The 22,124-nt window shown below is 67.6% G+C and carries 16 protein-coding genes; 7 read left to right on the plus strand and 9 right to left on the minus strand.

What is annotated here, in order from left to right; genetic code table 11:
* Position 1: 1 nt before the first annotated feature.
* The 3 genes from fadD4 to A5784_RS06710 form a co-directional block, all read right to left on the minus strand.
* Entirely contained in the window at positions 2-1,519 is a 1,518-nt protein-coding gene (gene fadD4, locus A5784_RS06700; protein WP_064943540.1) for a fatty-acid--CoA ligase FadD4, read from the minus strand.
* A gap of 57 nt (positions 1,520-1,576) precedes the next feature.
* Positions 1,577-2,821, minus strand: a complete 1,245-nt coding sequence (locus A5784_RS06705; RefSeq protein WP_064943600.1) for a calcium:cation antiporter family protein — start codon at positions 2,819-2,821, stop codon at positions 1,577-1,579.
* A gap of 358 nt (positions 2,822-3,179) precedes the next feature.
* Positions 3,180-3,746, minus strand: a complete 567-nt coding sequence (locus tag A5784_RS06710) for a TetR/AcrR family transcriptional regulator (protein WP_197514652.1) — start codon at positions 3,744-3,746, stop codon at positions 3,180-3,182.
* A gap of 81 nt (positions 3,747-3,827) precedes the next feature.
* Between A5784_RS06710 and A5784_RS06715 the strand changes: the two genes are divergently transcribed.
* Positions 3,828-6,863, plus strand: coding sequence for an MMPL family transporter (locus A5784_RS06715; protein WP_064943544.1), 3,036 nt, complete (start codon positions 3,828-3,830; stop codon positions 6,861-6,863).
* A 147-nt stretch (positions 6,864-7,010) separates the two neighbouring features.
* Here the strand turns inward: A5784_RS06715 and A5784_RS06720 are convergent, their stop codons facing one another.
* The 3 genes from A5784_RS06720 to A5784_RS06730 form a co-directional block, all read right to left on the minus strand.
* Positions 7,011-8,837, minus strand: coding sequence for a phosphoenolpyruvate carboxykinase (GTP) (locus tag A5784_RS06720; RefSeq protein WP_064943546.1), 1,827 nt, complete (start codon positions 8,835-8,837; stop codon positions 7,011-7,013).
* Positions 8,838-8,987: 150 nt separating this feature from the next.
* The gene (locus tag A5784_RS06725) at positions 8,988-10,448 is read right to left on the minus strand and encodes a hypothetical protein (protein ID WP_064943548.1); all 1,461 of its coding nucleotides are present in this window, start codon (positions 10,446-10,448) and stop codon (positions 8,988-8,990) included.
* Positions 10,445-11,341 (minus strand): P-loop NTPase family protein, encoded by an 897-nt coding sequence (locus A5784_RS06730; RefSeq protein WP_064943550.1) that lies wholly within the window; start codon positions 11,339-11,341, stop codon positions 10,445-10,447. The genes A5784_RS06725 and A5784_RS06730 overlap by 4 nt, the downstream gene beginning before the upstream one ends.
* A 212-nt stretch (positions 11,342-11,553) precedes the next feature.
* Here A5784_RS06730 and trmB point away from each other — a divergent pair, with 212 nt between their 5' ends.
* The 3 genes from trmB (at position 11,554) to mmpL3 (ending at position 16,110) form a co-directional block, all read left to right on the plus strand.
* On the plus strand, positions 11,554-12,336 hold the full coding sequence (trmB, locus tag A5784_RS06735; protein ID WP_064943552.1) for a tRNA (guanosine(46)-N7)-methyltransferase TrmB: 783 nt from the start codon (positions 11,554-11,556) through the stop codon (positions 12,334-12,336).
* On the plus strand, positions 12,333-13,034 hold the full coding sequence (locus A5784_RS06740) for an NYN domain-containing protein (protein ID WP_064943554.1): 702 nt from the start codon (positions 12,333-12,335) through the stop codon (positions 13,032-13,034). The genes trmB and A5784_RS06740 overlap by 4 nt, the downstream gene beginning before the upstream one ends.
* Positions 13,035-13,110: 76 nt before the next feature.
* Positions 13,111-16,110 carry a trehalose monomycolate exporter MmpL3 gene (gene mmpL3, locus A5784_RS06745; RefSeq protein WP_064943556.1) on the plus strand — a complete coding sequence of 1,000 codons (3,000 nt, stop codon included), beginning with the start codon at positions 13,111-13,113 and terminating at the stop codon, positions 16,108-16,110.
* On the opposite strand, the gene A5784_RS06750 is transcribed toward mmpL3, so the two are convergent.
* Positions 16,107-17,267 carry an AI-2E family transporter gene (locus A5784_RS06750; RefSeq protein ID WP_064943559.1) on the minus strand — a complete coding sequence of 387 codons (1,161 nt, stop codon included), beginning with the start codon at positions 17,265-17,267 and terminating at the stop codon, positions 16,107-16,109. The two genes, mmpL3 and A5784_RS06750, sit on opposite strands and share 4 nt — an antisense overlap.
* A 72-nt stretch (positions 17,268-17,339) precedes the next feature.
* Here A5784_RS06750 and A5784_RS06755 point away from each other — a divergent pair, with 72 nt between their 5' ends.
* The 3 genes from A5784_RS06755 to A5784_RS06765 are packed head-to-tail and all read left to right on the plus strand — an operon-like array spanning position 17,340 to position 20,042.
* A complete protein-coding gene (locus tag A5784_RS06755; RefSeq protein ID WP_064943561.1) occupies positions 17,340-18,461 on the plus strand; it encodes a lysylphosphatidylglycerol synthase transmembrane domain-containing protein in 1,122 nt (373 codons plus the stop codon).
* 8 nt (positions 18,462-18,469) lie between these two features.
* Positions 18,470-19,681: a M23 family metallopeptidase gene (locus tag A5784_RS06760; RefSeq protein ID WP_064943563.1), complete on the plus strand. Its 1,212-nt coding sequence runs from the start codon at positions 18,470-18,472 to the stop codon at positions 19,679-19,681.
* Positions 19,668-20,042 (plus strand): DUF3054 domain-containing protein, encoded by a 375-nt coding sequence (locus A5784_RS06765; RefSeq protein WP_064943565.1) that lies wholly within the window; start codon positions 19,668-19,670, stop codon positions 20,040-20,042. The genes A5784_RS06760 and A5784_RS06765 overlap by 14 nt, the downstream gene beginning before the upstream one ends.
* On the opposite strand, the gene A5784_RS06770 is transcribed toward A5784_RS06765, so the two are convergent.
* Entirely contained in the window at positions 20,030-21,373 is a 1,344-nt protein-coding gene (locus A5784_RS06770) for a sensor histidine kinase (protein ID WP_232005966.1), read from the minus strand. The genes A5784_RS06765 and A5784_RS06770 overlap by 13 nt on opposite strands.
* Before the next feature lie 14 nt (positions 21,374-21,387).
* Entirely contained in the window at positions 21,388-22,086 is a 699-nt protein-coding gene (locus A5784_RS06775) for a response regulator transcription factor (RefSeq protein ID WP_036425864.1), read from the minus strand.
* Between the last annotated feature and the right edge of the window lie 38 nt (positions 22,087-22,124).

Genomic DNA, 22,124 nt, shown 5'->3' on the forward strand with positions numbered 1-22,124 from the left:
GTCATGAATATTTCTCGATCAGCTTCTGCTTGTACAGCTTGCCCGTGTCGGTGCGGGGCAACTGGGCCTCGAACGAGATGGACCGCGGGCACTTGTAATGCGAGAGCTGATCGCGCAGCCACGACAACAGCTCATCGGCGAACTCCGGGGTGGCATCGGCGGGGTCGACGGTCTGCACCACGCCCTTGACCGCCTGCCCCATCTCGTCGTCGGGGATGCCGAACACCGCGGCGTCCATCACCTTGGGGTGGACCACCAGCATGTTCTCGGCTTCCTGCGGATAGATGTTCACCCCGCCGGAGATGATCATGTGATGCCTGCGGTCGGTGAGGTACAGATAGCCGTCCTCGTCGAGATACCCGATGTCCCCCACCGTTTTCCAGCCGTGCACGTCGCGCGAGGACGCGGTCTTCTCGGAATCGTTGAGGTATTCGAAATCCGCACCGCCCTCGAAGAAGATCTCGCCGGGCTGGCCCACGGGCAGCTCATTGCCGTTCTCGTCGAGGATGTGCAGGATGCCCGTCATCGCCCGGCCGACCGAACCGGGGTGCGCCAGCCATTCGTCGGCGGTGATCAGGGTCGCGCCGATGGCTTCCGATGAGGCGTAGTACTCGTCGACGATCGGACCCCACCAGTCGATCATCTGTTTCTTGATCTCCACCGGACACGGCGCCGCGGCGTGCATGACCCGCTGCAGGGTCGACACGTCGTACGAATCACGCACGCTCTGCGGCAGTTTGAGCAGGCGGGTGAACATCACGGGTACGAACTGGCCGTGCGTCACCTTGTACCGTTGAATCGCGTCGAGAGTGCCCTCGGCGTCGAACTTCTCCAGGACCACGGTGGTGATGCCTGCGGCCTGCGCTTGCATCGACCACACCGACGGCGCGGTGTGATAGAGCGGTGCCGGGCTCAGGTACACCGAATCCGGCGTCATCCAGAATCCGACCAGCGCCGCCATCAGACCCGGGTACTCCGTCGGCGGGACATGCGGCAGTTCGCGTTTGATGCCTTTCGGCCGACCGGTGGTACCCGAGGAGTACTGCAGCAGATCACCCTCGATCTCGTCATCGATCGGGGTATCGGGTTGGTCCGCAACGCATTCCGGATAGGGCTGCCAGCCCTGCAACTGCCCGGGCCCGGCCAGCAGCAGGATCTCGGGCAGTCCGTTCGGCAGATGCTCGGCCAGCCCGGCACACACGTCGAGCAGTGCACTGGAGCCGACGATTGCCTTGGCGCCGCTGTTGTCGACGATGTAGGCGGCCTCGGCTGCCGTGAGATGGGTGTTGATCGGCACGTAGTACAGGCCGCACCGGCGGGCCGCCCACATGACGGCGTGCATGTGCTCGTTGTTCTCCATCAGAATCGCGACCACGTCACCCTCGACCAGCCCGCGCTGACGGAAATAGTGCGCCAGCCGGTTGGCGCGCGCCTCCAGTTCGTCGAACGTGACGACCGTGCCCGACGGGTGGAGGATGATCGCCGGCTTGTTGGTCCCGACGTGCTCGCGGATCTGCATGAGGCACTGTAACCGGCACCACTTGACACGTGTCAAGTGGTGCCGGTCGAGCTGTCGCTACCGGGCCAGCGCCGGCTCGTCAGCAGCGTCGTCCACGACCTCAGGCGAGCGGAACGGCGCCCGCAACGTCACGGCCACATGGCGACGATTGATCACAAACCCGATCACCGCAAGTACCGCGTACACGCCGCACAGCACCAGCCGGCCGTCGGTCGAGGTGATGGGGAACTGCACAACGAACAGGGCGAGCAGCGCCAGCGCGGTGTAGCGGTGGAACCGCAGCGCCAGGATCAGCGCGATGCCCATCATGGTCTGGGTGGCGGTCAGCAGCACCTCTTCGACCTGCCGACCGTCGAGCACCAGCGCGGGACCGCCGCCGCCTGCGACATACGCGATGGGCAGCGATCCCATCAGCAGCGTCCACTGGTTGACTTTCGACGAGATCAGCGTCGCGATGGCGGCGGTGCCGTTGCCGCGGCTGGCGAAGATGATCGCGATGATGAACTCGGGCGCCTCGGAAGCCAGCGGCGCGAGCCACTGGACCAGCAGGAACTGGTCGATCCCGAGCTCGGTGCCCGCGCCGATCAGGCTCTCGGCGAACGGTTCTGCGCACATCAGGATCACGGCGCCTGCGATGACGAACAGCCCCACGACCGTCGACCGGCGAGTCCGGGTCGGTAGTACGCCGATCGCGGCCGCGGTGCCGATGAGATCCGGCTCCTCGACCTCGCCGCGGCTCATCTTGTAGAGGTAGAAGCCGAACCAGGCCAGCAGCGCGACACCGAGGACCAGGTGGATCTGACCGGTCACCGGGATCACGAAGGCGACGACACCCGCGATCAGCAGGAATCCCAACTCGACGCGGTTACCCGGCTCGAGCGCCATCGACCCGGTCTTACGCCCCGACATCTTGCGAGCAACCCACAGCCCCACCAAGACCACGACCGGCCAGCCGACACCCATCAGCAGGCGGTTGGACCCCGTCATGTTGGCCGCGGCGAACTGCACGTAGTCCGGGTTGTGGCCCGCGGTGTAGGCGTAATAGAGGTCGACGGCATACTCGGGCAGCACAGCGATGAGCGCCAGCACAGCGATGGCCAGGCCCCCCGAGACGTCGATCTGCGCGGCCTCGGCGGCCCAGGCCAGCAGGAAGCTCGCGGCGACCACGGCCGCGCCGTAGATCACGAGAGCGACGACGGGAGTGGGATGTAGCCCGGCGATCCTGACGACGACGGCAGGCACGATGAACAGGGCTGTGGTGATCAGCGACCGGGCGAGTGTCCGTCCGTGCGTGCGGGTCACGTGAAGTCCTTTGTCTTCTGGCGGCCCGTATCTCATCGACGGCACGACGAAACCTCGGACCGACATGGTCATGTCGGCCGAAGGTCTCGCTCGCCGGATATCGCCTCCGGTGGATGACCGGGCGACTTCCGCCGCCAGCATGTCGACCATCCGCATCCCGTCGGCCGGGCCGACGGTCAGGAACTACTCCCCTTCGCTGCGGGGAAGGCTACCCTTTGCTGCACCACCCAGCAACGTAGCGCAGCTATGAATATTTGCATCCTAGGCAGGTAAATTTGCTGGTCAGAATCGTGAACAATAGTTTTCGGACTACCAAACTATCGAGTGCGGCAATCCTGATGTGAGTGATCCGGTGCGCTCATTCGGCGCCGACGTGGCGCAACAGCAGCATCAGACCGGCGTGAGCATCATCGAGCGGCCGCACGGAACGGGCGCTCCTGCACTGGATGATGGCGCCTTCCAGCGAGCTGACGATGAAGCTGCCCAACGATGCCGCGGTTGCCGAATCGACGCCCTTCGCCGCGATCGAACCGGCGATGACTCTCGCCCAATCGGCAAATACCTGCGCCGACGCGTCTCGGACCGCAAGCGCATCAGGACCGGCTTGAGCCGCCGCCATGATGGGGCAGCCTGCGGCAAATCCGCTGCCCGTGAGGCTTTCTTTCCAGCCGGCCACAAACGCCATGATCACGTCGTCGGCAGGCAACGTGTGCGTCAACTCCTCGATCTTCGAGGTGATCACCTGCCCCGCAGCCAGTGTCGCCTGCACCATCAACTGGATCTTTCCTTCAGGAAAGTGCTGGTAGATGGAGCCTCGCGCGGTACGGCTGTGCTCAAGAAGGTCACTGAGGCCGGTCGCGTGGACACCGCGTTCCCGCATCAACTCGATGGCGCTCGCGATCAGTCGCTCCCGCGGGCCAGCCATACACACACTCCGATTCACCGAATAGACCGATTGGTGCATGTTAGTCGTTCAGACATAGACCGATTGGTCTACGATCCGGGAATGCATGATCTGGAAGTGTTCGGCAAACTCGCCCGAGCCTGCGCGAAGCATGCGTGGTGGGTCCTGGGAGCGTGGCTGGTGCTGGCGGGCACGCTGAACCTGGCGATCCCCCAGCTGGAACACACCGTCGCCGAACATTCGGCGCCGTTCACTCCGGAAAGCCCGACCACCGAGACCCTGCGCCAGATGTCCCGCGACTTCGGCGTCCCCGGCACCACGGCGATCGGCAGCATCGTGGTGTCCAGCGACCGCACCCTCGGGCCGGCCGACACCGCCTACTACCGCGACCTGGTCGCCCGCCTCGTCGCCGACACCGACGACGTCGCCTACGTGATGGACACCTACGGCACGCCCGGCTTGGAGAAACTCGGGCTGAGCCCGGACGGCAAGGCCATCCATCTGATCGTCGCGACGACCGGCGACGTGGGGTCCACCCGTGCGCACCGGTCGACCGAGAACGTCCGCGCCGCAGTCGCCGCGCTGCCGCACCCACCGGGCCTCGAGGTGCACTTCACCGGTGCCGCACCGACGCTGTCCGATCTGTTCTCCGCCATCGACACGTCGCTGGCCATCATCACCGTCGTCTCGGTCGTGCTGATCACGCTGCTGCTGTTGGCGGTGTACCGCTCGCTGCTCACGGCGCTGATACCGCTTCTGACCGTGGGCATTTCACTCGGCGTCGCCCGTCCTGTCGTGTCCTGGCTCGGCGGGGCCGACCTGTTGTCGGTCTCGAACTTCACCATCGCGCTCGTCACCGCCATGGTGCTCGGCGCCGGCACCGACTACGGGATCTTCCTGCTGGCGAATTACCACGAGGGCCGACGCCGACGGCTCGCGGTCGACGACGCGGTGGCCCGGTCCGGTGCCCACACCGCGGGCATCGTGATCGCGTCGGCGCTGACCATCGCCGGTGCCGGAATGGCCATGGTATTCACCAAGATCGGCATGTTCCGGACCGCGGGCCCACCGATCGCGCTGTCGATCGCGATCACCATGGCCGTGAGCCTGACACTCACCCCGGCCATCATGGCGCTGTGGGGACGACGCGGGTACGCCGAACCCCGCCCGCTCGACGAACGGCGCTGGCGGCGCCGCGGAGCAGCCATCGTGCGGCGGGCACCGGCCTTGGTCGCCGCGTCACTCGTCTTCCTACTAGCCACCAGCGCGGTACTGCTCACGTTCCAGCCCAGCATCGACGAGAACGCCATGCAACTGCGGGCCACCGACAGCAAGCGCGGGTATGACGCCGTCTACCGGCACTGGGGCGTCAATGAGGCAGCACCGGAATTCGTCACGATCCGCGCCGATCACGATATGCGCAACACGAACGACCTGGCCGCCCTCGACCTCATCGCCATGTCCATCGGCAACCTTCCCCAGGTCGCATACGTCCGTTCCATCACCCGGCCCGATGGAAAACCGTTGCCCGAGACCGCAATCGGATCGCAGACCGCACAGGTCGGCACCGGGCTGGCCGATGCCCACGACCGCGTCGAGCAAGCCATCCCGCAGCTCAAGAGGTTGGCGGCCGGGGTGACGCAACTGCACGACGGATCCGCGGACGCCGCCGAGCGGCTACCCGAACTCGCCAAGGGCGCAGGCGATCTCGTCGCGCTCACCCGAAACCTCCTGGGCACACTGGAATCCGCGAACCGCGTGGCCAACACGCTCTCGGACGGATCGCTCGACGTCGCGGCCGTCGTGCGGACCATGTCCATCGCCACCGATTCCCTGGACCGGGCGGTCGGCGAATTAGACGCCACCCGAGCCGAACTCACCGCACCGACCGCTGCGTTGCATGCGGTGTTCGACCCGCTCACGGCGGCCGAACCAGGGCCGGATTGCGGAGCGGACTGCATGCGCGCCAGGCAGGCATTCGCCGACCTCAACGCGGCCACCGGAGGACGCGCGTTGTTCGCGATAAACGGGGTGACGCTCGCAGCACCACTGGTACCCGAACGTCCGGTGGCCACCGCCCTGAACGCGCTTCCCGACCTGCGCTCCGGCATCAAAGGGTTGCGGACCATGCTCGATCAACTCGGCACCCGCACACCCGAGCAGACGCGTCAGGATCTCAACCGCCTGGTCTCCGGAATCTCGGAGCTGTCAACGGGATTGAGCCGGCTCACCACGGGGCTGGGCGAAGTCAAGACCGGCACCGACACCATGGTGGAGCTCACCACCGAACTAGGCGCCGGGCTCGACCGCGCGTCGGGCTTCCTCCGGCGACTATCCGCGGACACTTCCGGGGGTGCGGGCCGCGGCTTCTATCTGCCGGAGGAGGGCCGCAGTGACCGGAGATTCACCGCGGGCGAACGGCTGCTCATCTCGCCGGACGGTCGCAGCGCCCGGATGATGGTGGTGTGGGCGGTGAATCCGTACGGCGCCGAGGCCATGGGCGCGGTGCCCGACGTCATCGCCACGGCCCACAACGCCACCACCGGCACGGTGTTGGAGCATGCAACCATCGAATCGACCGGCCTGGCATCGTTGTCACAACGTCATCTCGACCAAACCTGGCGTGACTTCACGCTTTTCGGAGTCGTGGCGGTGGCCGCAGTTCTGCTGGTCCTCATCGTCATGCTCCGCAGCCTGGTTGCACCCGTGCTGATGATCGCCGCGGTCGTCCTGTCGTTCGGCGCCGCGGCCGGAATGTCCACCCTGATCTGGCAGCACATCATCGGGATCAACCTGGACTGGTCGGTTTTCCCGGTGTCGTTCATGGCGCTGGTCGCCGTCGGAGCCGACTACAGCATGCTGTTCGCCGCGCGCATCCGGGAGGAATCCCACAGCGGGGTGATCAGCGGAATCATCCGGGGCTTCGGCAGCACAGGCAGCGTGATCACCACTGCGGGTGTGGTTTTCGCGATCACGATGTTCGCCCTCACCAGTGGGACAGTGCTCAATCTGGTGCAGATCGGTTCGACCATCGGCATCGGATTGCTGCTCGACATCACCGTCGTGCGGACATATCTGGTGCCCGCCGCGATGAGCCTGCTGGGCAATCGGATGTGGTGGCCGGCGCGCGCCGTGTAACGCCGTGGCCTCCAACGCAATTCGCGCACCCTCGGGAAGTCACGAGGGTGCGCGAAATGCTGGGATGTTGCGGCGTGTCTACCAACAGACTCCCCCGCAAGCGGGAGGGGCCCCCAGCACGCTCGCGGTGCTAGGTGGCCGTCGGGGCTAGGCGTCCTCGGCCAGACGGTGCTTGAGCGCGTCGAACTCGTCCTTGAGCCCGGTCGGCAGCTTCTCGCCGACGAACTCGAACCACTCCTCGATCTGCGGCAGCTCGGCCCGCCACTCCTCGGGATTGACGGCCAGCGCCTCATCGACGTCCGACGGGTCCACGTCAAGGCCGTTCAGATCCAGGTCGGCGGCCGTCGGCACGATGCCGATCGGGGTGCTCTTGCCGTCGGCCTGGTGCTCGATGCGCTCGATGGCCCACTTGAGCACGCGGCTGTTCTCACCGAAGCCCGGCCACAGGAAGCGACCGTCATCGCCACGGCGGAACCAGTTGACGAAGAACACCGCGGGCATCTTCGACTCGTCGGCGTTCTTGCCGATGTTGATCCAGTGCTGGAAGTAGTCGCCGACGTTGTAGCCCAGGAACGGCAGCATGGCCATCGGGTCGCGGCGCACCGTGCCGACCTTGCCCTCGGCGGCGGCCGTCTGCTCAGAACCCAGGGTGGCGCCGATGAACACACCGTGCTGCCAGTCGCGGGCCTGGGTGATCAGCGGCACCGTGGTCTTGCGGCGCCCGCCGAACAGGATGGCCGAGATCGGCACGCCCTGCGGGTCGTCCCACTCCGGGGCCAGCGTCGGGCACTGCGAGATCGGGGTGCAGTAGCGCGAGTTCGGGTGGGCGGCCTTCTCCTCCGACTCGCGGTACCAGTCGTGGCCCTTCCAGTCGATGAGGTGGTCGGGATCGCCTTCCAGGCCCTCCCACCAGACCTCGTTGTCGTCGGTCTTGGCGACATTGGTGAAGACGGTGTTACCCGCGGCGATGGTCTTCATCGCGTTCGGGTTCGATGACCAGTTGGTGCCGGGTGCGACGCCGAAGAAGCCGAACTCGGGGTTGACGGCGTACAGGCGGCCGTCCTTACCGAACCGCATCCAGGCGATGTCGTCACCGACGGTCTCGGCGCGCCAGCCCGGGATGGTGGGCTGCAGCATCGCGAGGTTGGTCTTGCCGCATGCCGACGGGAACGCCGCGGCGATGAAATACGCCTTGTTCTCCGGGGAGATCAGCTTGAGGATCAGCATGTGCTCGGCGAGCCAGCCCTCGTCGTGGGCCATGGCCGAGGCGATGCGCAGCGAGTAGCACTTCTTGCCCAGCAGCGCGTTGCCGCCGTAGCCGGAGCCGTAGCTCCAGATTTCCCGGGTCTCGGGGAAGTGGGTGATGTATTTGGTGTCGTTGCAGGGCCACGGCACGTCGTCCTGACCGGGCTCCAGCGGAGCGCCGAGCGAGTGCAGCGCTTTGACGAAGAAGCGGTCGTCGCCGAGCTTGTCCAGCGCGGCCTGCCCCATCCGGGTCATGGTGCGCATGGAGACGACGACGTATTCCGAGTCGGTGATCTCGACACCCAGCTTCGGATCCTCGGCGTCGAGCGGGCCCATGCAGAACGGCACCACCCACATGGTGCGGCCGCGCATCGAGCCGCGGTACAGCTCGGTGAGGATGCCCCGCATCTCGGTGGGATCCATCCAGTTGTTGGTCGGCCCGGCGTCGATCTCGCGCTCGGAGCAGATGAAGGTCCGGGATTCGACCCGCGCCACGTCCGACGGATCGGACAGGGCGAGGTAGGAGTTGGGCAGCTTCTCCTCGTTGAGCTTCTGGAAGGTGCCGGCGTCGACCAGGTGGGCGGCGAGGCGGTTGAACTCCTCCTCGGACCCGTCTGCGAACGCCACTCGGTCGGGCTGGGTCAGTTCGGCCACCTCACGGACCCAGGCCAGTAGGCCCTCATGCTTGGTCGGTGCGGTGTCCAAACCCGGAATGGTCGCTGCGGGCATAAAAGTCTCCTGCGTGAGTTATTTCGGAGCGCGTACCACGTAAACAACGCGGTCGGGGGGGTCCTTGGCTATGAGGTTAACGCGGGTGACATACCCATTGTGGACGACTGTAATGTCCGATTACTCACAAGAACGATTCAGTTGACGGGGTTACTCCGCAGTAGGCACTGAGCTGCCATAAAGATCTGCCCGGACAGTGTCGAGAGCCCGCTGTAAAGGAGGTATCCGGCGGTCCCGCGCAGCGGCCGCTCGCGCCGTCGCGATGGCGTGCTCGCGTAATTCGGCGTCGATTTCGGCGATTTTTCCAGCGGTGGTGTGCGCCTCGGTTTCCTCGACCGCGGCCAATTCGGTGGTCAAGGCAGTCTCCGCGGCCAGCACGCGGGTGGCGACGAATTCCTCCAGCATCGATCGCAGCGATGCTGTCGTGTCGGTGACCCAGCGGTCGAGCACTGCGCGGTCCCGCAGCAGCCCGCGGACGCCGACGACCCAGACGGTCAACAGCAGCCCCACCACGGCCCCGACCACCAGACCGGCCACCGCCAGCTGTGGCGCAGCCCCGACCAGCATGCGGCTCACCGCGAACGCCACACCCAGACCGAAGCCGACGCCCAGCACCGCCATGAGCCTGGTCTCGGTGCTCCGCGACCGCAGCGACGGCGCCTCGACGACCGGTTGCGGCGCCTGGGCTGCAGCCGCCGGGGCCGTGAGACCGAACTCGGCCGCCACGTCGCCGAGGTGCTGGGTGACACCGTCGTCGACCTCACCGACCACATCGTCGGCACGGCGGTGCACGTACTGCTCGAACGCGTCCATCCGTCGCCTGCTCAGTCCGGCGATGTCTTCCTGCAATTCGGTACGCACCGAACTGCAGCGATTGCGGGCGAAATAGCCCAGCTGCACCCGGGCCTGCTGGAGCTGACTGCGCAGCGCGATGCTGCGTTCGGTTCTGGCCAGCCTGCGACTGCGCGCGATGTCGTCGCGCTGCTGGCGCAGCGCCTGCACCCGCGCTTTGCGGTCGGCTCCTGCGCCGTCGGCCTCGTATCTGCCGATCACCGCGCTCAGCCTGGCCTCCCAGGCGCGCAGGCGGTTACGCCGTCGCACCTCGGGTTCGGCCAGCCGAACCGTCAGCAGCTCCACAAGCTCGTCGAGCTGCGGCTCGCCCAGGTCCGGTGCCGCCGCCACCCCGACCCACGGCATGTGGGCGTACCGGCCCTCCCGCTCCGCCAGGATCGCCGCGTCGGCATCCCGGATCTCGCGCCAACCGCGGTGTGCGTCGATCTTCGACACCACGCCGATCACCAGATCGGTGTAGGTGGACGCCAAATCGACCAGGGCACAATCGGATTCGGTCAGCGGCGCGGCCGCCGAAACCACGAAGACGACGGCCGACGGCGCCTCACCGGCCACCAGCTCGGTCGATTCGACGAACGGCTGTTGCGGCATGCGGTCGCGCAGCGCCGCCAACACACTGGTGGCACCGGCCAGCCACGGGCCGGTGACCAGGACGACGTCCCGGGGCTCTACGCCCGGCGAGTTCAGGCCCGGATCGATCGCCGCGACCACGGCGTCGGCCGCAGCGACCGGATCCTGATCGGGATCGACTTCAGTCATCGAGCGCCCAACAACCGCAGCGAGCCGCGGACGATGTCCGCGCTGCAGCTGCGGTGCAGCGCGTTCACCGGACCCCGACCGTAATGGCGCCAGTGCCTGGCCCGGCGCACATGCGCATCGGCACCCGTGCCGGGATCGACCACCAGGCCATGTGCCTGCACCACGTCGACGGCAGCGGCCATCACCGCGACCACGGTGTCGTCGGCCGCCAGGAAGCGTCCGACCTCGTCGCCGCCCAGAGCCCGCAAATCGGCCAGCGCGGCGCGCACCCGCTGGTACCGCACCGGCGCGGCCACCGCGTGCAACGCGTCGAGGACGTCCTCGACGCCGCTGAGGCGACGCAGCAGACCAGGCAACTCGTCCGCGTCGGCGCCGCGGCTCAGCGCCAGGCAGACGTGCGCGACGCCGAACCGGTCGAGGGTGGCCAGCAGCCGGGTCCGCATCGCATGCGGCACGGGGTGCTCCCCGGCCACGAATGCGTCCGCCGAGGTCAGATCCGCCGGGCGCATCGACAGCGTCCGCAGCGCCGAGACCAGTTCCGCGGGCAGCGCGACCGCCGCCAACAACGCCACCATCGGCACCACGGGGACGCCGGTCACGGCGCGTAGCTCGACGGTCCGGCGCTGCGCGGTGGCCGTCGGGCCGCCGGGACCCGAACCGGCCAGATCGGCCTTGTTGAACACGATCAACACCGAGACCCCGGCGCGGCGCAGCTCCGCCAACACCGCCAGGTCCTCGGGCTTGCACACCTCGGCGATCACCAGGACCACGACCTCGCCCGCATCGGACACCACCACACCCGCGGCGGCCAACGCGGCGGCAACCGTCGCGGCACCGACGCCGGGGCGCCCGCGCACCGCAATGCCCACCGGAGCCGACACCCGCGCGCTCATCTGCGCCAACCGTGAACCACCAGCACGGTCAGCGAAACCCGCGAGCTCATCTGCGAAAATGTGGCGGCCTTCCCTGCGACATCCGGACCCGATCCGGTCCCACTGGAAATCGTGGCATGTCCCGGGCAGGCTCACGAACGGCCGTTTGACCCTGACAGTCAAGGCAACTGTTGGGTATCAATCTCTACCACGATGCGGGGACTTCGGCGCCAATGAGACACCATGGACAAATGCACGTGCCCAGGCTGGATGTCGCCGGCGGGCCGGCCCCGGAACCGGACGACGCCGGGGCCCCCGACCAGCCGCACCGCCTGCCCCGGGTGACCAGCTTCCGCACCCGGCGTTCGACGCTGTCGAGCGGACAACAGGCCACCTGGGACCGGCGCTGGCCCGACCTCGGTATGCAGGCCCGCACCGACGACGGCGAACCCGTGGTCGACCTGGACACCGCGGCCTGGTTCGGCCGCAGCGCTCCGCTGGTGCTGGAGATCGGCTCGGGTACCGGAACCTCGACCCTGGCGATGGCACAGGCCGAACCCGACATCGACGTGATCGCCGTCGAGGTCTACCGCAAGGGACTGGCCCAGCTGCTCAGCGGCATCGACCGGGCAGGCATCACCAACATCCGTCTGGTCCGCGGCGACGGTGTCGACGTGCTCGAGCACATGATCACCCACGAATCGCTGACCGGGGTCCGGGTGTTCTTCCCCGACCCGTGGCCCAAGTCCCGGCATCACAAGCGCAGGCTGCTGCAGCCCGCGACGGTCGCCCTGATCGCCGACCGGCTGCGTCCCGGCGGTGTGCTGCACGCCGCCACCGACCACGCCGGCTACGCCGAATTCATGGCCGAGGTCGGTGACGCCGAGCCGCTGCTGCGCCGGGTCTCCGATAGTGACGAGCTGCCCATCTCGGTGCAGCGGCCCGTCACGAAATACGAACAAAAGGCCCTCGCCGGTCCGGACATCACCGAATTGATCTGGGAGAAGCGGCCATGAGTGTGTTCCCCGAGCTCGACGACGGTGTGCAAGAGCACAGTGTGCAAGACGCGTCACAGGCCGACGCCGCCGTCACCGCCCGCCGGGTTTTGCTGGTCTGGGACGCACCCAATCTCGACATGGGGCTCGGCTCCATCCTGGGTGGCCGCCCGACCGCCGCGCACCGGCCCCGCTTCGACGCGCTGGGCCGCTGGCTGCTTGGCTACACCGCTGAGCTCTCCGCGGCCGAACCCGGCATATCGCTGGAGCCCGAAGCAACCGTCTTCACCAACATCGCCCCAGGTAGCGCCGATGTCGTTCGCCCATGGGTGGAGGCTTTGCGTAACGTGGGGTTCGCCGTCTTCGCAAAACCGAAGATTGATGACGACAGCGACGTCGACAGCGACATGCTCGACCACATCGCGCTGCGCCGCCACGAGGGGTTGGCCGCGGTGCTGGTCGCATCTGCCGACGGGCAGGCGTTCCGGCAGCCGCTGGAAGACATTGCTCGCGAAGGCACCCCGGTGCAGGTGCTCGGATTTCGCGAACATGCAAGCTGGGCGCTAGCGTCGGATACCTTGGAGTTTGTCGATCTAGAGGACATTCCTGGTGTTTTCCGGGAACCGCTGCCACGGATCGGCCTGGACTCGCTGCCCGAGCAGGGGGCATGGCTGCAGCCGTTCCGGCCGCTGTCATCGCTGCTGAACTCGCGCGTGTAACAACTGCACAAGGCCTGAAGAAATTTCGCCGAGAAATTCGATGCGCGGGTCTCCACGGATCTAGTTAGGAGCATAAGTGTTCGCCTGGTGGGGTCGAACGGTGTACCGGTTCAGGTACATCGTCATCGGTGTCATGGTGGCGCTTTGCCTCGGTGGCGGCATCTACGGGGCCGACCTGGGAAAGCACGTCACGCAAAGCGGCTTCTACGACGAGGGCAGCCAGTCCGTGGCGGCGTCGCTGCTCGGCGACGAGGTGTACGGCCGTGACCGGACCAGCCACGTCGTGGCGATCCTGACGCCCCCGGATGACAAGAAAGTCACCGACAAGGACTGGCAGAAGAAGGTCATCGGGGAGCTCGACAAGGTCACCAAGGACCACCCGGACCAGATCGTCGGCTGGGTGGGCTGGCTCAAGGCGCCCGACACGACCGATCCGACGGTCAGCCAGATGAAGACGCAGGACCTGCGCCACACCTTCATCAGCGTCCCGCTCAAGGGCAACGACGACGACGCGATCCTCAAGAACTACCAGGCCATCGCACCGCAACTGCAGAAGGTCAACGGCGGTGACATCAAGCTGGCCGGGCTCAACCCGCTGGCCAGCGAGCTGACGGGAACCATCGGCACCGACCAGAAACGCGCCGAACTGGCCATCGTCCCGCTGGTGGCCGTGGTGCTGTTCTTCGTGTTCGGCGGTGCCGTCGCGGCGGCCCTGCCCGCGATCATCGGTGGTCTGACCATCGGTGGAGCGCTGGGCATCCTGCGGTTCACCGCGGAGTTCGGCCCGGTGCACTTCTTCGCGCAGCCGGTCGTGACGATGATGGGCTTCGGCATCGCGATCGACTACGGCCTGTTCATCGTGAGCCGGTTCCGAGAAGAGCTCGCCGAGGGCTACGACACCGAAGCCGCGGTACGAAGATCGGTGATGACCTCGGGCCGCACAGTGGCCTTCTCCGCGGTCATCATCGTGGCGTCGTCGCTGCCCCTGCTGCTGATCCCGCTCGGCTTCCTCAAGTCGATCACCTACGCGATCATCGCCTCGGTCATGCTCGCTGCGTTCCTGTCGATCACGGTGCTGCCCGCGACGCTGGGCATCCTCGGGGCCAACGTCGACGCGCTCGGCGTCCGCACGCTGCTGCGCGTGCCATTCCTGGCCAACTGGCCGTTCTCCCGCCGGATCATCGACTGGTTCGCCGAGAAGACGCAGAAGACCAAGACCCGCGAAGAAGTCGAACGCGGCTTCTGGGGCCGGCTGGTCAACGTGGTGATGAAGCGGCCGATCGCGTTCGCCGCACCCATCCTGATCCTGATGACGCTGCTCGTCCTGCCCATCGGGCACCTCGCGCTCGCCGGCATCAGTGAGAAGTATCTGCCGCCGGACAACCCGGTGCGCCAGTCGCAGGAACAGTTCGACAAGCTCTTCCCCGGTTTCCGCACCGAGCCGCTCACCATCGTGATGAAGCGCGACGACGGCCAGCCGATCACCGACAACCAGATCGCCGACATGCGCGCCAAGGCGCTGACCGTCTCGGGCTTCACCGATCCGGACAACAACCCGGATGCGATGTGGAAGGAACGCCCGGCCAACGACAGCGGGTCGAAGGACCCGTCGGTCCGCGTGATCCAGAACGGCCTGGTGAACCGGGGCGATGCCGCCACCAAGGTCGGTGATCTGCGGGCCCTGCAGCCGCCGCGCGGCATCACCGTGTACGTGGGTGGCACACCGGCCCTCGAACAGGATTCGATCCACAGCTTGTTCTCCAGGCTGCCGCTGATGGTGGTCATCCTGGTGAGCACCACGACCGTGCTGATGTTCCTGGCCTTCGGCTCGGTGGTGCTGCCGATCAAGGCAGCGTTGATGAGCGCGCTGACCCTGGGTTCGACCATGGGCATCTTGACCTGGATGTTCATCGAAGGGCACGGGTCAGGCCTGCTGAACTACACACCACAGCCACTGATGGCGCCGATGATCGGCTTGATCATCGCGGTGATCTGGGGCTTGTCGACCGACTACGAAGTGTTCCTGGTCTCCCGCATGGTGGAGGCCCGCGAACGCGGCATGTCGACCGCCGAGGCCATCCGGATCGGTACCGCGACGACGGGCCGACTGATCACCGGCGCGGCCCTGGTCCTCGCCGTCGTGGCAGGTGCGTTCGCCTTCTCCGACCTGGTGATGATGAAGTATCTGGCCTTCGGTCTGCTGATCGCGCTGCTGTTGGACGCCACCGTGATCCGGATGTTCCTGGTGCCGGCCATCATGAAGCTGCTCGGCGACGATTGCTGGTGGGCGCCGCTGTGGATGAAGCGGCTCCAGCAGCGCATCGGCCTCGGCGAGACCGAGCTGCCTGACGAGCGCAAGCGTCCGGCCGTGCGCGAGCCCGCGGACGACGAACGCGCCCTCGTCGGTGCCGGCGCCCCGCCACCACCGGCGCGGCCCCGTCCGCACGATCCCACCCATCCCGCAGCCGATCCGCGGCAGCTGCCGCCGGCCCGCACCAACGCCCCGTCGGCCGCGGGCACCACGCGGATGCCTCCGCCGCCACAGCCTCCGCAGGCGCCGCCGCCGGCCCAGGCGCCCCGACCGGAAGCCGACGAGCCTGCCACGACCCGGCTCGCGATGGCTCGCAACGCGGTGCGCAACGCGGTGACCAATGCGGTCAACACGGCTACGGGTCACAGCAATGCACCGACCGAACGCACTCAGCTGCCCCCGGAAGGCCCCGCGAAGCCCGCGGCGCCGGCCCAGCGGGAGGAACGGGAGATCGAGTCCTGGCTCGGTGCGTTGCGTGGTGGGCCGGCTCAGCCGACTCCCCCGCCGCCGCCCATGCGGCCGTCTGCCGACCCCACGCGTGCGATGCCACAGTCGGGCGGCGACGATGCCGCACCGACGACGGCGTTCAGCGCGCAACGACCCACCGCCGACGGCGGTTCGGACGCCACCACGGCGATGCCGTCGCTGCGTCAGCGTGATCAGGAGCCGTCCACCGAGAAGCTCAACACCCGTGAGGACGAGCCCAAGCGGCGCGGCGGCGGGATGAGCGCGCAGGATCTGCTGCGCCGCGAGGGCCGGCTCTAGTCGTTGCCGGACGGCGCCAGCCGTCGTTCCGGGGTGTCGGGCGTGGCTTCGATCGTCACGCCCTCCCCTTCGGCCTCCTGCCGGGCCTCCTCGGCCGCCGGGTCGGGCGCGATCAGCACCCGGATCGCGCTGTTGAGGACGGCGACGGCGGGCACCGCGAGCAGCGCGCCCACGATCCCGGCGAGCACGCCACCGCCTGCGATGGCGAGCACCACGGCCAGCGGATGGATCGACACCGCTCGGCCCATCACCAGCGGCTGCAGCACATGGCCCTCCAACTGCTGCACCGCGATGATGAGGCCCAGCGTGATCAACGCGTAGATGAAGCCCTTGGCCAACAGCGCCACCACCACCGCCAGGAATCCGGCGATCACCGCGCCGACCAGCGGGATGAACGCGCCCATGAACACCAGGGACGCCAGCGGCAGGGCCAGCGGGATGCCCATGATCGCCAGACCCGTGCCGATGCCGACCGCGTCGACCAGGGCCACCAGGAACGTGGCACGCACGTAGCCGACCAGTGAGTGGAAGCCGGCCCGCCCCGCGTCGCGCACGCGCTCACGCACGTTGACGGGGAACACCTTGGTGACGAACCCGAAGATGTTGCGTCCGCCCTGCAACAGGAAGATCAGCGTGAACAGCGCCAGCAGGGCCCCGGTGAGCAGCTCGGTCAGCGTGCCTGCGGTCGACAACGCGCCGGTGGTGAGCTTCTCCTGGTTGTTGCGCAGCGCGTTGATCGCGGTGTTGCCTGCCTGGTCGATCTGTTCCTTGCTCAGATGCGGCGGCCCGCTGATCAGCCAGTGCCGCAGACCGTCGATGCTGCGGGTCATCTGCTCGACCAGCGCGGGCGCGCCCTCGATGAACTGGCTGACGACGAAGGTGAGGATGCCGCCCACCACGGCGATACCGGTCAGCAACACCAGGGCCACCGCGATACCGCGGGGCACGCCACGGGTGTCCATGAAGTCCACCGCGGGCAACAGCAACGCGGTCACCATGGCGGCCAACGCCACCGGAACCACGAGCACCTCGAGTCGTTTGACGAGCCACAGCACCGCGACGACCGCGGCGAGGATGACCAGCAACCGCCAGCACCAGGCGGCGGTCTTGCGGACAAGGGGTGTCACGGCATCGTCAGCAACCGAATCCGTTGGCATGCCCGTAGCGTAGCTGCGCCACGCCCGCACCAGTGCTCATGACGGCGCGACCTGCGCGGTTACCCTTAGGGCGTGTCACACGACGCGCCGGCGCTCACTGCCCGCGGCCGCGCGCGATCCACGCGCGGCAAGTACTGGTGGCTGCGATGGCTGATTCTCGCCGTCGCGGTCACCGTGCTGGCCGTCGAATTGACGTTCGTGTGGGATCAGCTCGCCAAGGCGTGGAAAAGCCTGCTGACGGCGAACGCGTGGTGGGTGCTGGCCGCTGTGGTGGCCGCGATGGCGTCGATGCACAGCTTCGCCCAGATTCAGCGCACGCTGCTGCGCTCGGCAGGGGTGCCCGTGCAGCAGTGGCGGTCCGAGGCGGCGTTCTACGCCGGTAATGCGCTGTCGACCACGATGCCGGGCGGGCCCGTGCTCTCGGCCACCTTCGTCTACCGCCAGCAACGCATCTGGGGCGCTTCGCCGCTGGTCGCGTCGTGGCAGCTGGTGATGTCGGGTGTGCTGCAGGTGGTGGGCCTGGCACTGCTGGGCCTCGGTGGTGCGTTCATGCTCGGCGCGAGCAAAAACCCACTGTCCCTTATCTTTTCGCTCGGCGGCTTCCTTGCGATCATCCTGCTGGCCCAGGCGGTGGCGACTCGCCCCGAGCTGATCGAGGGCATCGGCGTCAAGGTGCTGACCTGGGTGAACTCACTGCGCGGCAAGCCCAGTGACACCGGGATCGGGAAATGGCGCGAGATCCTGTGCCAGCTGGAATCGGTCAGCCTGGGACGACGTGATCTCAGCGTCGCGTTCAGTTGGTCGCTGTTCAACTGGATCGCCGACGTCGCGTGCCTGGCGTTCGCCTGTTACGCCGCCGGTGGGCGCCCGTCCCTGGCCGGTGTGGTGGTCGCCTACGCGGCGGCTCGCGCCGTCGGCTCGATCCCGCTGATGCCGGGCGGCCTGCTGGTGGTCGAGGCGGTGCTGGTGCCCGGTCTGGTGTCCAGCGGGATGACGCTGGCCTCGGCGATCTCCGCGATGCTGATCTACCGGCTGGTGAGCTGGCTCTTCATCTCCGCGATCGGCTGGGTGGTGTTCTTCTTCATGTTCCGCACAGAGAAGGACATCGATCCGGACGCCGACGCGCCGCCGACCGCGTGCACCGACCCCACATCGGCCGGGCAGGAACCCGCCAACCCGGAATCCGACCGCTAGGAGCGCTCATGCGTTACTCCGCCGTGGCCTTCGCACTGGTCGGTGCGCTGGCCGCCGCACTGACCGCATGTTCGTCGGCGCAGGTGCCGCAGGCCACCACGACCACGTCGACCACCCCGCCCGCGGCCGCCACCCCGGTGATCGGTTCGGTGATCGCCGATCCGGTGCCCGTGCCGATGACCGACGGACGCACGCACCTGGCCTACGAGCTCATGCTGACCAACACCATGCCCGCCGACGTCACGTTGACCTCGGTCAGCGCGCTGGACGGTGACCGCAAACTGTTGACGCTCTCCGGCGACAACTTGAAGTACTGGACCCGGTTGGTCGCGTTCCCGACCACCGGCACCAATGTGCTCGGACCGGGCCAGAGTGCGTATGTGTGGCTCGACGTCATCGCCGACGACCCAGCGCACCTGCCCAGTCACATCGACCATGCCGTCAGCGTGTCGGTGAGCAAGCCGATGCCGCCGCTGATACCCGCCGAACTCACCGAGACCGTCGCGCCTGCCTCGGTGCAGACCCGCAAACCGGTGTCGATCACCCCGCCGCTGGCCGGCGACGACTGGGCAGACGTCAACAGTTGCTGTGATATGACCGCGCACCGGATGGCCATCAACCCGATCAACGGAAAGCTTTGGGCTGCTGAACGATTCGCGATCGACTACGTCCAGCTCGACGCGCAGCACCGCATCTTCACCGGCGACAAGGCCAAGGTGGAGAGCTACCCGTACTTCGGCGCCGACATCCACGCGGTGGCCGACGGCAAGGTGGTCGCGGTGCTCGACGGGCAGCCCGAACAGGTGCCGGGGGTGACCCCGAAGGGGCTGACGCTGCAGCAGTACGGCGGCAACCACATCGTGCAGGACATCGGCGACGGCAACTACGCGTTCTACGCCCATCTCAAGCCGGACAGCCTGAAGGTCAAACCGGGCGATGAGCTCAAGGCCGGGCAGGTCATCGCAGCGCTGGGCAACTCGGGCAATTCCGATGCGCCACACCTGCACTTCCATGTGATGGACGGGCCTGATCCGTTGGGATCCAACGGGTTACCATTCGTGTTCAAGTCGTTCCGGCTGGACTCTCGGCTGGTGTCGCAGGATTCACTCGATCCGCTGCTCGACGGCAAGCCGGCCGCGTTGCAGCCCGGGTTCGCCATCCGCGACCAATCCGAGGTCAGCCCACTGGTATTGGATGTGATGACGTATGCGACGGGCTAGCGCGCTTGCTCTGCTCGCGGATCTTGTTGCCGTAGTGGTCTTCTGCACCATCGGCCGGCGCAGCCACGCCGAGGGCATCACGCTGGCCGGGGTCGCCGAGACCGCGTGGCCTTTTCTGGTGGGCACCCTCGCGGGCTGGCTGGTGTCGCGCGGCTGGCAGCGTCCGACGTCGTTGGCGCCCACCGGTATTGCGGTCTGGATCAGCACTGTCGTGGTCGGCATGCTGCTGCGCAAGCTCACCTCGGCCGGAGTGGCAGGCAGTTTCATCGTGGTCGCGTCAGTGGTGACCGCGGTGCTGCTGCTCGGCTGGCGCGCCGCCCTGGCCGGGTTGCGCCGTCGCAACCGCGTTCAGTCCAGCTGATCGGCGTCCGCCACCGGCTCACGCGACGTGGACACCGTCAGGGTCGCCCGTAGGCCACCCAGCGGACTGTCCGACAGCCGGATCGACCCGCCGTGCAGCTCGGCCTGCTGCACCACCAGAGCCAGCCCGAGACCGGAACCGCCCGCACCCGCGGTGCTGCCCCGGCGGAACCTGCCGAGCACGGTCTCGTGCTCCTCGGCGGGCAGGCCGCGGCCGTTGTCGTCGACCACAATGGTCAGCACCGGTTGACGGCGGTGCGCGGCCAGCACGATGCGGGTGGCCTCGCCGTGCGTGACGGCGTTGCGCACCAGGTTGTCCACCGCGAGCCGCAGCCCGGCCGGCCAGCCCAGCACTGACCCGACGTTGCTGTCGGCGCGCACCTCGACCTCGACCGATCCGCCGCGCATGTTCTCCCGCGCCACCCGGTAGAGCATCTCGGTGACGTCGATCAGTTCGCGGTCCTCCTGCTGGGCGAGCTGACCGGAGGCGAGCTGACCGAGCGCGGTGATGATGGCCTCCACCCGGCGCTGTGCCCGGGACAGGTCGGCCACCACCTCGTCGCGTTCATCCTCGGGCAGATCGTGGATGCGCAAGGTGTCCAGGTCGGCCCGCATCGCGGTGAGCGGGGTGCGCAGCTCATGCGCGGCGTTGGCGGCGAAATCCTGGGCCGCCTGCAGGGAGTTGGTGGTGGCCTGCTGCGCGGCGGCCAGCCGGGTCAGCATGCCTGCCATCGCCTCGGACAGGTCTTCGGCCTCCCGGACACCGCGGACCTCGGGCATGGTCGCGGTGTCGCGGCCCAGCTTGCTGGTGTGTTCGGTCAGTTTGCGCAGCGGACGCACGGCAGGCCCGGCCAGCAGCCAACCCAGCCCACCGGCGATCAGCACCGTGACGACACCGACCACGATGTAGACCGGGATCCGGTTGGCGCTGAGCAGGATGCTGTCGGCGCGGATGCCGATGGACATCAGCAGGCCGCCGTCCTGGTCCAGCTCGATGGTGCGGACCCGGTATTCGGCGCCGTTGACCTCCACCGTCGCGGTCCCCGGCGGCAGGGCGGGCAACTGCGGCCCGCGCTGGAACACCAGCTCGCCGGTGGTCTTGGCCCGGCCGGTGGTCAGCACGCCGCGCCGCGGATCCTGGAACTGATCGGGGTTGAAGCTGGCGTCGATGATGGAGTCGAGCCTGCGGTCCAGCTGCGCAGCGTCGTTGTTGGCCAGCACCACCGAGGTGAGGATCGTGAACACGGCGACCACCGCGGAAGCCGCCACCGCGGCCGCGATGGCCACCCTGGTACGCAGCGACGTCGACCGGAACAGGCTGAACAGCCGCACCTAGCGCCAGGCCCTCACGACTCGTCCCGCAACACGTAACCGATGCCGCGCACGGTGTGGATCACCCGCGGCATGTCGTCGCGTTCGAGCTTGCGGCGCAGATAGGAGACGAACACGTCGGCGACGTTGGTGTCGACGTCGAAGTCGTAGCCCCACACCAGTTCCAGCAGCCGCTGCCGGGACAACACCACACCGGCGTTCTCGGCCAGCACGGCGAGCAGATCGAATTCCCGTTTGGTCAGCTCGACCCGCTCACCGCCGACGAACACCAGCCGCCGTGCGGTGTCGATGGTCAGCGGCCCTACGGTCATGCTGTCCGACTGCCGGTCGGTGTGGCTGGACCGGCGCAGCAGCGCGTTCAACCGCGCCACGAGTTCGCCCAGGTCGAACGGCTTGGTCAGATAGTCGTCGGCGCCGGCCTCAAGGCCCGCGATGCGGTCGTTGACGGTATCGCGCGCGGACAGCACGCAGATCGGGATGTCGTTGCCCAGCGCGCGCAGCGCCGTCACCACCGCGACACCGTCGAGTTCAGGCATCTGAACGTCGAGCACCAGGGCATCGTGCGACTCGCTGGACAGCAATCGCAGCGCTTCCTTACCGCTGGCCGCGACCCGAACGTCGAACCCGGAGTGCCGCAGGCCGCGGGCCACCGAGGTACGTACGTCCGGGTCGTCGTCGACCATCAGGACTGTGCGATTCGCGCCTTCAGGCACGATGGGACCTTCGCCGTTCGCGGGGGATGTTCCCACCC

The sequence above is a fragment of the Mycobacterium sp. 852013-50091_SCH5140682 genome (genome assembly GCF_001665685.1).
Classification (GTDB): Bacteria; Actinomycetota; Actinomycetes; order Mycobacteriales; family Mycobacteriaceae; genus Mycobacterium.

Coding starts and splice junctions, on each gene's coding strand:
- A5784_RS06760 (WP_064943563.1), top strand. CDS start 18,470: ATGCGTTACTCCGCCGTGGCCTTCGCACTGGTCGGTGCGCTGGCCGCC.
- A5784_RS06730 (WP_064943550.1), bottom strand. CDS start 11,341: ATGAGCGCGCGGGTGTCGGCTCCGGTGGGCATTGCGGTGCGCGGGCGC.
- A5784_RS06710 (WP_197514652.1), bottom strand. CDS start 3,746: ATGGCTGGCCCGCGGGAGCGACTGATCGCGAGCGCCATCGAGTTGATG.
- A5784_RS06715 (WP_064943544.1), top strand. CDS start 3,828: ATGCATGATCTGGAAGTGTTCGGCAAACTCGCCCGAGCCTGCGCGAAG.
- A5784_RS06740 (WP_064943554.1), top strand. CDS start 12,333: ATGAGTGTGTTCCCCGAGCTCGACGACGGTGTGCAAGAGCACAGTGTG.
- fadD4 (WP_064943540.1), bottom strand. CDS start 1,519: ATGCAGATCCGCGAGCACGTCGGGACCAACAAGCCGGCGATCATCCTC.
- trmB (WP_064943552.1), top strand. CDS start 11,554: ATGAGACACCATGGACAAATGCACGTGCCCAGGCTGGATGTCGCCGGC.
- A5784_RS06725 (WP_064943548.1), bottom strand. CDS start 10,448: ATGACTGAAGTCGATCCCGATCAGGATCCGGTCGCTGCGGCCGACGCC.
- A5784_RS06720 (WP_064943546.1), bottom strand. CDS start 8,837: ATGCCCGCAGCGACCATTCCGGGTTTGGACACCGCACCGACCAAGCAT.
- A5784_RS06750 (WP_064943559.1), bottom strand. CDS start 17,267: ATGCCAACGGATTCGGTTGCTGACGATGCCGTGACACCCCTTGTCCGC.
- A5784_RS06765 (WP_064943565.1), top strand. CDS start 19,668: ATGCGACGGGCTAGCGCGCTTGCTCTGCTCGCGGATCTTGTTGCCGTA.